Origin of the sequence: Microcoleus sp. AT3-A2, assembly GCF_036705685.1 — a bacterium.
Taxonomy (GTDB): domain Bacteria; phylum Cyanobacteriota; class Cyanobacteriia; order Cyanobacteriales; family Microcoleaceae; genus Microcoleus.
In genome coordinates this window covers 140,101-152,455 of sequence record NZ_JAUBVF010000007.1, presented here as the reverse complement: position 1 = coordinate 152,455, position 12,355 = coordinate 140,101, and the positions used below count along the sequence as shown (strand labels likewise).

Here is a 12,355-nt window from a genome sequence, read left to right as displayed (position 1 = left end):
TTGGCGATATTTGGTTAACTTACGAGTTTTCTGGTTCGATAATTTCCACCAGTTAACCGCAATTTAAAATCTAAAATCTAAAATCTAAAATCCAAAATCGTCTAGACTTCTGGGAATAGGAGTTTGCGGATCGAGTCTCCGTCGGTCAGAGTTACGGTTGCTCGCTTGTAACAAGGTTTAAAGCCGACGAATTTGCCAACTCGACGCTTTTTGCGCGGCGGGTTTTGGGTGTTGACGCCGATTACTTTGACCTTAAATAGTTCTTCGATTGCAGCTTTGATTTGAGGCTTTGTCGCTTTGGGGGCTACGTCGAATGTGAATTGATTTAATTCCATCATTCGGGTAGCTTTCTCGGTGAGAATCGGACGCTGGATCAAATCTGCGTAGTCGCGGGGGTCGATTTTACTCACCGTAAATCTCCTGAATTTTAGCTATGGCTGTAGATGTGACGATAATTTTGTCAGCCGCGAGAACGTCGTAAACATTCAGGGATGTTGCCAAGATGACGTTTACTAATTCGATGTTGCGTCCGGATAAGTAGACGTTTGGTTGCGGTTCTGGCAAGATTAACAGAACTTTTGTATCGGGTTCGATACCCCAGCGGGCGATCGCACTCAGCAATTCTTTGCTTTTCGGTCTTGGAAATTGCTCTGCAAATTCTTCAACCACAATGATGTCTTCGGTGCGACTTTGGAATGCTGTCCGCAAAGCGAGACGGCGTTCCTTTTTGTTCATTTTGACTTCAAAGTCTCTCGGTTTTGGTCCGAAGATGACACCGCCGCCCCGCCACAGCGGAGAACGGATAGAACCTGCTCTGGCTCGGCCGGTGCCTTTTTGACGCCAGGGTTTGCGGCCACCGCCTCTGACTTCCGATCGAGTTTTGGTGCAAGCATTTCCTTGACGAGCATTATTCAGTTGCCGCGTCAATGCTCTGTGAACGATGTGAGACGCATTTTCTTCTTTGGCTACGCGCAGTTCTAAAGTTGTTTCCCCAACTTCTTCGCCTTGCCAATTTCGCACTACACAGTTAACCATATCTTTTGTCCTTTGTCTGTTGTTAGTTGTCTGTTGTTAGTTGTCTGTTGTCTGTTGTCTGTCGTCTGTTGTCTGTTCTCAGGTCTTAGTTTTCAGGTCTTAGTTTTTAGCTTTTAGTTCTTAGTTATTGCTTGCTACTAACGACCAACCACTATCTACTGACTGCTGACTACTGACTATTTACTACTGACTAACGTCCCACTTTTTTCTCAGGCACAACATTGACTAAGGCGCCAGCTTTGCCGGGAACTGCTCCCTTAATTAGCAGCAGATTCTGCTCTGTATCCACCCGGATAATTGTTAGTTTGCGGACGGTGACTTGAACGTTGCCCATACGTCCTGCCATTCTTTTCCCAGGATAAACGCGACCAGGAGTAGTTCCAGGCCCGATCGATCCAGGCTCGCGGTGGTTCTTGGAACCGTGAGACATGGGGCCTCGTTTAAAGTTGTGGCGCTTTTGAAAACCTGCAAAACCTTTACCGATGCTGGTACCGATGACATCTACTATTTGTCCCGGTGTAAAAGTATCTGCTTTTAGTTGTTGACCTAATTCAAATGAACTGGTGTCTTCCAATCGGTATTCCTGCAAGTGGCGCAATGGATTCGCCCCCGACTTGGCAAGGTGTCCTAGTTCTGGCTTGTTGAGAGCCTTTGGTTTGACTTCGTTGTATCCAACTTGAACGGCACCGTAGCCGTCAGTTTGTTTGGTTTTGATTTGAGTTACTGTACAAGGCCCTGCTTGTATGACGGTGACGGGGATGGCTCTCCCTTCGGCGTCAAACACTTGAGTCATGCCTAGTTTAGTGCCAAGAATGCCTACAGACACGGATTTTCTTCCTTTTATTTACGCAAGAGGTTTCGGATTGCGAAGTTTTCGTCAATCCGCTTGCTCTTGTGCAGAAACATTTATTTCAGTGTTCCTGCAATTAACTGTTATCAACCAACAGCCTTCCTCGGTGTTTAAAATTTGAGTTTTAAATTTGGGAGCGAGCTTGTGGAAGTCTTGCAAGGGTTGAGATTTACGGCTTTTTACCTGCTAGATCTCCGAGTTTTGTCTCGGTCTTGCTTGTTTGCACCAGGACTTGAGCAGCAAACCACTCAGTATCCTTTACGGCGACAATTCAAAATAGTACATGAAGTGTTTGCCGTTTGTCAAGGCCGCGATGAGAATTTTTCGCCTCAACTTTAGGATTTATAATATTTCCAGCTCGCAAGCAGCGATCGACCAAATTTTGATACAGCAGGAAACACAAATTTATGGGACTGATTACGACGGGATCGGATCTAATTCGGGATTTGGAAAAGTCGGGGTCGCTGGCCCTGTACGTTCCTTTAGAGGGAGGATTTGAGGGGCGCTACCTGCGGCGGCTGAGGGCTGCGGGCTACGGTGCGTACACGATTTCGGCGCGGGGTTTGGGTGATTTGGCGATGTATTTGACGGGGGTTCACGGGGTGCGGCCGCCGCATTTGGGCAAAAAAACTACTGGCAATGAATCGGCAGTGGGTTATACGTACTACGTGCCGCCGATGTTGAAAACTCAATTAGACAATTTGCCACCGAAAGCAAAAGGACTGGTGCTGTGGATTATTGAAGGGCAGATTTTGTCGAGTCAGGAGATTGAGTATTTGACTGTTTTGCCGACGTTAGAACCGCGAGTTAAAATAGCAGTTGAGATGGGGGGCGATCGAGCTTTTAGCTGGAAGCCACTTAAAGATGCTTTAGTTGCAGCTTAAATTCCGGTATTTGCGATCGCAAATCAACTAAAAAACGCAGCGAGCAACTAAAGCTCAACAGCTTCTGCTCGCTGGTTTTGCTATTTTCGGGAAAAACTTAATTAACTAACAGGAAAAATCTTATGCTTCAGAATCGCGATTATACGATAATCATTGACAAAAGTGGCAGTATGTACACAAAAGACCAGATGGGCGGTAAAAGTCGGTGGGCGCTCATGCAAGAATCGACGATCGCATTAGCGAATAAATGCGAAGAACTTGATCCGGATGGCATAACAGTTTATGTATTTTCTGGTCGCTTCAAGCGCTACGACAACGTAACATCGGCTAAAGTCGTGCAAATTTTCCAAGAAAACGAACCTTCGGGGACTACGAATTTAGCTGCTGTTCTGCAAGACGCCCTGAACAGTTATTTTCAGCGCAAAGCATCCGGTAAGACCAAGCAAAATGGGGAAACAATATTAGTGGTGACGGACGGGGAACCGGACGATCGCAAAGAAGTGATGAAAACGATTATAGAGGCTTCGCGGAAGCTCGATCGAGATGAAGAGTTAGCGATTTCTTTCATTCAAGTAGGGAATGCGCCGGAAGCTACTAAGTTTCTCAAAATATTGGATGACGAACTGCAAAGCGCCGGCGCTAAATTCGATATCGTTGATACTGTCACGATGGATGATATTGAAGGAATGACCCTGACGGAGGTATTGCTGAATGCAATAACTGATTGAGGAGGCGGGCGAAGTTCACGCGATTATATTTGGGTCAGTTGACCCAGCAGCATTTTTTAGGGGGGTTTAAGTTATGGAATCTATCGAACGCCTGTTAGGTGAACTTAAGGCAGAGTATCAAGCATCTCAAAAAAATGCTGAGTTGAAAAGTCAGACACCGGTGCAAGCACAAGCGCCTGTGCCACAAGCAGCAGTGCCGTCAAATCAAACATTTAAAACATCAGATATAAATTTGTATGCTGGTTCTTTGGATAAGGATTTAGCTCAAATTAAGGCTGAGTACGAAGCGCAAAATAAAGCTCAGGAAGCAGTTTCACAGCAACCGCTTAAGGCTGAGCACGAAGCACCAAATAAAGCTCAGGAAGTGGCTGCACTGGAACTACTGCCAGCAGAAAAAGTCGCGGGGCTGCAGTTGGACGTACAAACGCACAGACAGAAAGTTAGGCAAGCTCAGGTTTGGCTGAAAAAGTTGGATAAAAATTCCGATGAGGGATATTGGTTCGATCAGTTTGCTTTTAAGTATTCTTCGAGGATAGATGCGGCAATCGAGTATTTGCAAGTGGTGAATGAGTTTGATTGATTGAACTACAGGGTATTCACAATTTGTCAGGCCACCTTTTGGTTAATTGCCAGTTCTATTTGTTGTAAGGGCATGGCAGTGCTGTGTCTTTGCAAGACGTAAAGTAAATATCCTTTGTATTACGCGGGATTTAGGATACGGCACTGCCGTATCCCTACAAATTGCCAGCCAATAAATATCATTTATAGGGACACAGCACAGTTATTTCCTGTGGCTGCGACAACCACGGGGAGGATTGATCCTATACTAATTTTTTGGCCACCGATGTAGGATGCAACAAAAACAAAGCCGCCTTTTTTGCTGTATCTTCAGATAACTGAATTTGTTTTAACTCAACAATACCTTCACTGATAAAAGTATCTCTCAAAGCAGCTTTTTCTCCGCTGTTAAAACTCGTTTCGTAAAACACTTCTCTAATTCCAGCGGCAATGACTAATTTCAAACAATAGATGCAGGGTTCTAAAGTGACGTAAATACTAGCCCCAGCAGTAGATATACCGTGTTTAGCAGCTTTGGCGATCGCATTTGCTTCCGCGTGAACCGCCCTTGATGGCAAAGTTTTGCTGGCGTCGCAACTACTCAAACCAGGATAGCAGAAGCCTTGAGTAGTACAGTGTGCCGAACCTGACGGCGAACCGTTGTAACCCGTTGCTAAAACTTGCCTGTTTTTAGTTATCACCGCGCCTACAGGAAAAGCCAGACAAGTCGATCGAGTAGCAGCCAATTTTGCTAACATTAAGAAGTATTCGTCCCAACTCGGTCTTTCTTCTTCTAGATTCATCGTCTATCCTGGATGTATTGCTTGCTCGTTTTCAGACACTCGGCAGCCTTCTGCAACTCTATTCCCAAATAACCAATATGCTCGCCTTTGATAGCCGGGGAAGCCGCACAAATTTCTCGCACTAACTTGAGAGGGTTTTTTCCAGAATAACAGGTGACAACTTCGCCGCTGCCGGGGGTGGTTTGCGTGACAACTATCTGATTGTCGGCTACTTCAACTAAAAAATTGCCTGCTGCATCGAAAAAGTCTCGATCTTCGCAGATTTTAGCATATTGGGTTTGAATTAGTCGATCGGCATTTTCAAAGGTATCGTCATACAAGTGAGCCGATTGACTCAGCGTTACCAACGGGCCCATGGTCAAATTATAATCGGAACGCCTCGCAATTTCATCGCGAATATGCTGCTGCAAAGCCCGCAAACCCATTGCATTTGCCGGCCACGCCGCAAACATATCGTTACTGCGAAGAGTTGCAGTTAGGGATATTTCTTCGTCAACAACTCGCACCCAAATGTGATTTAAACAAGGACTGCCGCTGTGCTGGTGGTCCGACGAACCGTCAGGCCTTCTGTTAATATTTCCGCCTGCATCCCACAAACTAATTACAGCACTTGCCGCGTCAATTTCCTTAATTAGTTTGGCAATAACTTCTTCAATTTGATCTCGTCCAAACCACGACCGCATCCGCTGGGCGTAGGTATATTTAATGCCTTCGTTATAGGGGGCATCTTCGAGCATTTGCGGTTTGTACTGTTCGAGAAAATCACGGTCTATTGGTAAGTAATTCGGTTCGGGGAAATAGAACTCTGCTGGTTCATCTGTAATCACTGCCATTAAGTCGATTAATTCTTGCCACTGTCCGTCGTAACCAGTCGGCCGCAGGGTGCCAGTGGTCTTAATTCGGTGGATGATTTTTACCCAAGTTTCGGCGATAGTTTTGCCTTCGATTCTGTGTCCGTATTTCTGGCCGGGGAGTACAGTCGGGACGATTTCGACTAACGGAAAAGTTACGGTTTCTCCCCAAGGTTCAACAGATTCTTTTTGGGCAAAAGACTTGACAAAAGTCACAGTTTCTGCTATAGTTTTTGCTTCTATCCATTCTATTTTATGACGCAATAGTTCTAAGGCTTCTGCTGCTATTTCAATATCAATGTAGCCAAATATTGAAGATTTAATTAGCCAGCAATCTCTACCAGTATCGCTTTTGCCTGCTTCAAAGCCGTTGCGAAAAAAGTCGAGCAAGCACGCTGCCGCACCAGAATTTCGGTCTTCTTTGGTAGCGTTGAGAATTACTAAAAAGCGGACGTGGGGATTGCACAGCAAGTTTCTAATTAAGAAGTTGATGCCGCGAGTAGGCGAGTAAAGTTGTCCGATGACAGCAAACTCGTTGGGTTGTAATTTTTTGCCGTTAGCGCAGCCCTTGGAAAGGATCGCACTTTTTACTGTCCAGCCGCTGACAATGGCTGTTTGCCCCGTTCCGCAAATTAATTGATTCGGTTTGTATAGGGGTTTGTACTCAAATTTATTGACGAGATTTGTGGCTGTCATGGTTTACCGTTTTTTGCACCGCGTACTACTATATCAATAGTTTGGATGGTTTGAAGGGGCGCTATCAATCCTCTTTATGCTGCCGCTGCAATGATTTGTTATGCTGCGTCAACGCAGATCGTTGCCTGAATGTCTTTTACAGCGAGATCCTTCACCGGAATTGAAATCACAAATTCTGTACCTTGACCTAAAGTTGAGTTGACTTCTAGAGTTCCAGAGTGTTTCTGGACTACGATTTGACGGGCGATCGCCAATCCTATCCCTGTTCCGTACCCCACGCCTTTGGTGGTAAACAAATGCTCAAAGATTTTTGGCTTCACCGCATCCGTAATGCCAATCCCATTATCCTCAATTCGGATCACGGCCTGAGACTCCGACAATTGCGTCTTGACAGTAATCTGGTTGGGGTTGGCTTTTATCTGAGCAAAACTGCGTCCTTTATTTGATTCCTCAAGGGCATCGATCGCATTTGCCAGCACATTCATAAATACCTGATTCAACTGTCCGGCAAAGCATTCTACCTGTGGCAGATCCCCATACTCTGTGATGACTTGAATTTCCGGGCGAGATTCGTTAGCTTTGAGGCGATGTTTGAGAATCAAGAGCGTGCTGTCAATCCCGTCGTGGATATTGTAAGGAATGGGGCGATCGCAATCAGAACGCGAGAAGTTTCTTAAACTGGTGCTGATTGTGTGAATGCGCTCGACTCCTTCTTGCATCGAATCGATTAACTTGGGTAAATCCTCTTGTAAATATTCCAAATCTATTTCCTCCACGAATTCCTGTAGTGAGGCACTTGGATAAGGGAGTTCTTTTTGGTATAACTCAATTAGTTGAAAGAGGTCTTTAATATAGTCCTGAGCTGGTTTCAGATTGCCAGCAATAAAGCAAAGCGGGTTATTAATTTCGTGCGCGACACCCGCGACTAAATTTCCCAAAGCAGACATCTTTTCGGTGTGGACTAAATGAAGCTGAGACTGTTGCAGTTGTGTGAGTGCTGCTTCTAAATCAGCCGTTTGCTCAGCTACACGCTGTTCGAGATTTTTAGTTAACTGTCGTAGCTGCAAATGAGTTTTTACCCGTGCTAGCACCTCCTGTTCTTGAAAGGGTTTGGTGATGTAGTCCACAGCACCCAGGACAAATCCTTTCACCTTACTGTCGGCATCGGAGAGAGCAGTCATAAAAATGATCGGAATACTGGCTGTTTTCGGATCTGCCTTCAGACGTTTGCAGGTTTCAAAGCCGTCAATTCCTGGCATTTGAACGTCGAGCAAGATCAGATCGGGAGGATAAGCTTGGACTCGCTTAAGAGCGCGATCGCCGTTGATTGCGGTTGCTACTTCGTACCCCGCATCACTTAAAGTTTCACAAACTACTTCTAAGTTTGCAGGGGTATCGTCCACCACCAGAATTAATTCAGGACTAGACATCGGCTTTCTTCTCTGTGAGATGTTGTTGTAGCAACTCTTCAATCTCTTCGGCTTTAAATTGCTTGGCCAACTGAAGAATTTGTGAGGCAAAATCAGCGTAGCGAGGGTTAGAGTGAGCAATATGCTCTGTGTGCGATCGTAGGCGTTTTAAGTTGCCTTGCTGCGCCAATTCTAGTAGAGTCCTTAACTCTACAGGGGAAGGAATAATAATCCCTTCTGGGTTCGCTAATGCAGTGGTTGGAGTGGGTACCCCAGAGTCGTTCGAGGCTGTCATTCCATATTTCCACTTTAATTCCAAATGAGTGGCTAAGAGATTAAATAATTCACTGACTTCCACTGGCTTGGCCAGGAAATCATTTCCCCCTGCATCTAAACTCATCTGTTGATAGGCTTGTGAAACTGATGCAGAAGAGACAATGATCTTCTGGTGGGGCAAATCTTTTGCACTGCGAATTTGTTTGAGCAGCTCAAAGCCGTCCATGACTGGCATTGCCAAGTCTGTAATCACTAAGTCAGGTTGAGAATGTCGTATTTTTTCCCATCCTGCTTGTCCATTTTCGGCCTCACTAACTTGGAATCCTAGTGGCTCTAACAAGTTGACGAGAACGGCTCGGTTTTCCCAACGATCGTCTACCACCAGAATGCTGCGTCGTTGTCCTTCGTAACCAATAATTTGTTTTCCAGTTGTGAGGGAATTTTGCTTGGCCCAATCGGTGGCGATCGCCAGTTCCACCTCAAAAAAGAACTCACTCCCGACTCCGGGTTGGCTATTAACTTGGATTTGTCCGTTCATGAGTTGGACAATCCTTTGGCTGATCGCGAGCCCTAAACCCGTGCCCTCGGCTTGGCGCTGGCGATCGCCCACTTGTTCAAAAGCCTGAAAAATTTTATCCAAGTGATCGGGCGCAATTCCTACGCCCGTATCCTCAATTTGAAATTTGAAAGAGTGAGTGGACGGATTGGGATGATTCTCAACTACGGCAACCTTGAGCGTGACACAACCTTTGTCGGTGAATTTAATCGCATTTCCCACCAAGTTGAGTAACACCTGACGCAGCCGTTTTTCATCGGCAAAAATCCCTTCAGGCAAATGTGGATCGGGATCGTAAACGAAGCCAATGTTTTTTTGGTCGGCACGAATGCGGCAGATTTCAGCGACACCTTGGACGAATGAGGGAAAGTGAATCGCTTTAGGTGCGAGTTCTAGTTTGCCGGCTTCAATTTTGGACAAGTCCAACACATCGTTAATCAGCGTCAGCAAATGAGAACCGCACTGGTAAATGACCTCTACTCCGTGACGTTCTTTTGGGGGCAATGCGCTGCTGCGATTGAGGATTTGAGCATAGCCCAAAATACCGTTGAGGGGAGTGCGGAGTTCGTGGCTCATGTTGGCAAGAAATTCGCTTTTTGCCTGGTTCGCGCCATCGGCTACAAGTTTTGCTTCTTTCAGTTCTGCGGTGCGTTCCTCAACCCGGCTTTCCAGTTCGATAAAGGAGGTTTTGAGTTGACCCGCCATCTGATTAAAGGAATCTGCCAGCGATTCTAATTCACTAATACCTTGCACCTGAAGTGTTTGATCCAACTGCCCCGAACTAATCGCCTGACTGGCTGTTTGTAGCTGCAAAATCGGTTTGGTAATCCAACGCGAAGTAAAAAGACCCAGTATAGTCGTCACCACCAAAGCCCCTAGACACAGCAAAATTGTGGTGCGAGTATTGGCATTGATTTGTGCCATGAAATCTGATTCAGGCACCACAACGACGCTGAACCAATCGATACCTCGTTCGTCTCGAATGGCGGAAACCTGCACGAACTGCCGTTGGTTTGCCAGCATAAAATCAAGCTGTTGATTCTGTGCAATAGCGTTGAAGTTGCCAAATCGATCGAGGATAGCTTGCGCTGTGGCACGAATTACAGAACTTTCAGACTTGACTGCAGGAATTTGTTGCAACTCTTCATTTTTAAGATCCATAATGTAAGGCTGACTGATCGTTGAACTGGCAATCAGATTGCCCGATCGATCGACGATAAACGTTTGTCCCGTTTGACCCACCTTCAACTCGCTCAGAAAACGATGAATCTTGTCCAGCCGAAAGGTACTTTTTTGCACTCCTAGTAACGTTCCACCGCGATTGTAAATCGGCTGGGATAGAGCCATGGTAGCCGATTGATACGAACTGCTAACATAGGGCACAGATGTCCAGGCTGGTTTTCCTGCTTTCTGTACAACTTGATACCAGGGTCGAGTCCGGGGGTCAAACTCTGCCTGAGTTTTGAGCAGTGCGACCCGTTGACCTCGATCGTCAAGTTTGTAGAATTGGCGTTGAGGTAGACGCGCTTTGTCACTGAGGCGAGAAACGATGCCGTCATTGATTGTTGTATCAAGAGCAATATTCGTGCCATCCTCTAAACCAATTTGCACGTCTTCGAGGGTATTTTGGCTGACTAACCGCCACAACGTTCGTTCCAGTTTGGTGAAATCTGTTAAATCAAGCTGACCCTCTTGGGCCGCAACTACGATCACTTGTCCGGCAATATAAGGTTTTTCCAAATAGTTCAGAACTTGCAGGTTGAGGCGATCGCTCATTTCTTGACGTAACTGACTGGCAACATCATTGACTGCCTTCTGTCCATTCCGCAGGGAAAAATATCCCGTTAGTCCAACTGCTACGAAGATTTGTAGTACAAACGGGACAATCAAGAGCGATCGCAGGGAAAGTTTGCGCTTAAGTTTAAATAGATTCAAGGATGAGTTTGGCAGAGACATGGTAGTAGCTTCTCTAGAAAATAGACTTGAGGAATTGGTAGCTTGATGTTCAATCGACCTTGGTAGAGCTTTCAATGCGCTTAAATTCCTGGCTAGACACCGACGCTAATAATTAATCTTGTACCTCCAACAAGCAGTCGCATTAGCAAGTTGCCAGTGGTTTTCTTTTGTTCACGGAAGTGCAACAATCGCTAAGTTGGTTGATGTTCCGTTGATTGGTGGAGTGGCTGGGAGAATGTGATCGGCTCGGATATGTTAGCCGAGTGTGATTTTTAGTAGATCGGGTGATCGTTCTGGCTGAAATTTAAAGGCGATCGCACGCACTCCACCAAAAATCTCTCAACCCCATTACAATCGAAGACTACCGCTTATATAACCCACTTGAGATCTTTTGGGCGAGGGGAGCATCTCATATTTGTAAAAACACTTCTTCTAGCTCCTTCTTTCTTCCTCTTTCTTCCTGTCTCCTGCCTCCAATGGCTCCTTCTTTCTTCCTCTTGCCTCGCAGCCCCGCGCCTCGCAGTATCGGGCCTCCAAACTCCAATTTCTAGCTTGACTGCTTTCATTGAGATGCTCCCAGGGCGATCGAGTAAAATTGACAAAAAGAGGTAAATTTAATCAGATTGGGGTTGAAAATGGTTTATTCCAGCGATGTCACGGACAAGGAGTGGGAAATTATTGAGCCATTACTGCCCCAAAAGAAGAAAATCAGACCTCCGGTGTGGACTTGCGCGGCAAATCCTTTTCGCGGATATTTTATCAACTCAAGAACGGTTGTAATTGGTCAGACTTGCCCAGAGATATACCACCATATTCTACTGTCTTCTGGCATTACAAAAATTGGTGTGAGGACGGTGTACTTGATCGGATCATGACCGAGTTAAATAGTAAGGTGCGCTAACAAGTCAAAAAAAACCGCAGTGGACAACCCTAATCATGATTGACTCACTCATGGGAGAAAAACACGCTTCTATGCTAGTGAGGAGTCTAAAGAGTTTTGTTTCTACAAATAAATGCACGCTTTGGCGTCAAAAGATATCTAGTTGTCGAGATACTTGGCTTTCCCTTCTTTACCCATTGTACTAAAGCTATCTTATCTGATGATCTGCAAGCTGATTGAAATGCTTTCGCAAAACATCAATTACTTCAAATCTAAACCTGCCGAACTTCCCAAAACTAACATTTTGTTAGACAACGGGTACCACCCTGAGAAACGCAACTCTTGCCTTGGAGGAGATTTATCCTCAGATTATGGCTAAGATTCAATTTGAACTGGCAACCGGGCAATCAAAAGCCGAAAATCACGCTAAAGGGCAATCTGGATTTGGGCCATCGGCGGCTAGATGGGGGAAGAGAACCTTCAAACGCTTGGGTGGAAAGATGCAAAAGCTGGCGTCAAAAAATTTGATCGCACACTCACTCGTTCAAATGCCAAACTCAAGCTTTGCTTTATCAGACTGATGCTTAAAAGACTAGCCACCGCGTAAAAGATCTCAAATGGGTTCTATAGATTAGCGGGAATTTGCCGATCGCACTCAGCTTGAGTCTGTCCCAAATTTGTCGCTGCTGAATTTACCGGGAAAACTGGTTGCAGGCAAACTGCTACAGGTACTGGGAACAAAAAAATTATCAAAAAAATAAAAAAGTGCGATCGACCGCGTTAGCAATTGCCGATAATTAGCGGCCCACTTATTTTGCACTATCGGGCTGATTCCCGGTTGATGCGTAGATACCATGCCACCAAACCCAACAT

Annotated in this window: 12 protein-coding genes; 5 read left to right on the top strand and 7 right to left on the bottom strand. The window is 45.6% G+C overall.

Translation table 11 applies throughout. The features are described from left to right. Nucleotides 1-101: 101 nt before the first annotated feature. The 3 genes from QUB37_RS06875 to rplC form a co-directional block, all read right to left on the bottom strand. A complete protein-coding gene (locus QUB37_RS06875; RefSeq protein WP_006634999.1) occupies nt 102-410 on the bottom strand; it encodes a 50S ribosomal protein L23 in 309 nt (102 codons plus the stop codon). Next, on the bottom strand, nt 403-1,035 hold the full coding sequence (gene rplD, locus QUB37_RS06870) for a 50S ribosomal protein L4 (RefSeq protein WP_190657994.1): 633 nt from the start codon (nt 1,033-1,035) through the stop codon (nt 403-405). The genes QUB37_RS06875 and rplD overlap by 8 nt, the downstream gene beginning before the upstream one ends. 190 nt (nt 1,036-1,225) lie before the next feature. Further along, nucleotides 1,226-1,861 carry a 50S ribosomal protein L3 gene (gene rplC, locus QUB37_RS06865; RefSeq protein ID WP_333160376.1) on the bottom strand — a complete coding sequence of 212 codons (636 nt, stop codon included), beginning with the start codon at nt 1,859-1,861 and terminating at the stop codon, nt 1,226-1,228. Between the two features lie 431 nt (nt 1,862-2,292). On the opposite strand from rplC, the gene QUB37_RS06860 reads away from it, so the two are divergent. From QUB37_RS06860 to QUB37_RS06850, 3 genes are all read left to right on the top strand, one after another. Continuing rightward, nucleotides 2,293-2,769, top strand: coding sequence for an NAD(P)H-quinone oxidoreductase subunit N (locus QUB37_RS06860; RefSeq protein ID WP_333160374.1), 477 nt, complete (start codon nt 2,293-2,295; stop codon nt 2,767-2,769). 122 nt (nt 2,770-2,891) lie between these two features. Next, nucleotides 2,892-3,497, top strand: coding sequence for a VWA domain-containing protein (locus QUB37_RS06855; RefSeq protein WP_333057785.1), 606 nt, complete (start codon nt 2,892-2,894; stop codon nt 3,495-3,497). A gap of 73 nt (nt 3,498-3,570) precedes the next feature. Next, nucleotides 3,571-4,077 carry a salt stress protein, Slr1339 family gene (locus tag QUB37_RS06850; RefSeq protein ID WP_333160372.1) on the top strand — a complete coding sequence of 169 codons (507 nt, stop codon included), beginning with the start codon at nt 3,571-3,573 and terminating at the stop codon, nt 4,075-4,077. 241 nt (nt 4,078-4,318) lie between these two features. On the opposite strand, the gene QUB37_RS06845 is transcribed toward QUB37_RS06850, so the two are convergent. The 4 genes from QUB37_RS06845 to QUB37_RS06830 all read right to left on the bottom strand — a co-directional run bounded on the left by QUB37_RS06845 (nt 4,319) and on the right by QUB37_RS06830 (nt 10,602). Then, complete coding sequence (locus QUB37_RS06845) at nt 4,319-4,858, bottom strand: dCMP deaminase family protein (protein ID WP_333160370.1); 540 nt, start codon at nt 4,856-4,858, stop codon at nt 4,319-4,321. Then, nucleotides 4,855-6,405 (bottom strand): thymidylate synthase, encoded by a 1,551-nt coding sequence (locus QUB37_RS06840; protein WP_333160368.1) that lies wholly within the window; start codon nt 6,403-6,405, stop codon nt 4,855-4,857. Before QUB37_RS06840 ends, QUB37_RS06845 begins: the two co-directional genes overlap by 4 nt. Nucleotides 6,406-6,503: 98 nt before the next feature. Then, nucleotides 6,504-7,835 (bottom strand): response regulator, encoded by a 1,332-nt coding sequence (locus QUB37_RS06835; protein WP_333160366.1) that lies wholly within the window; start codon nt 7,833-7,835, stop codon nt 6,504-6,506. After that, on the bottom strand, nt 7,828-10,602 hold the full coding sequence (locus tag QUB37_RS06830) for an ATP-binding protein (protein ID WP_333160364.1): 2,775 nt from the start codon (nt 10,600-10,602) through the stop codon (nt 7,828-7,830). The genes QUB37_RS06835 and QUB37_RS06830 overlap by 8 nt, the downstream gene beginning before the upstream one ends. A gap of 721 nt (nt 10,603-11,323) precedes the next feature. Here QUB37_RS06830 and QUB37_RS29790 point away from each other — a divergent pair. Both QUB37_RS29790 and QUB37_RS06825 read left to right on the top strand, forming a co-directional pair. Continuing rightward, nucleotides 11,324-11,503, top strand: a complete 180-nt coding sequence (locus QUB37_RS29790) for a transposase (protein WP_445299875.1) — start codon at nt 11,324-11,326, stop codon at nt 11,501-11,503. Nucleotides 11,504-11,853: 350 nt separating this feature from the next. After that, the gene (locus tag QUB37_RS06825; RefSeq protein WP_333160362.1) at nt 11,854-12,063 is read left to right on the top strand and encodes a hypothetical protein; all 210 of its coding nucleotides are present in this window, start codon (nt 11,854-11,856) and stop codon (nt 12,061-12,063) included. Nucleotides 12,064-12,355: the final 292 nt, after the last annotated feature.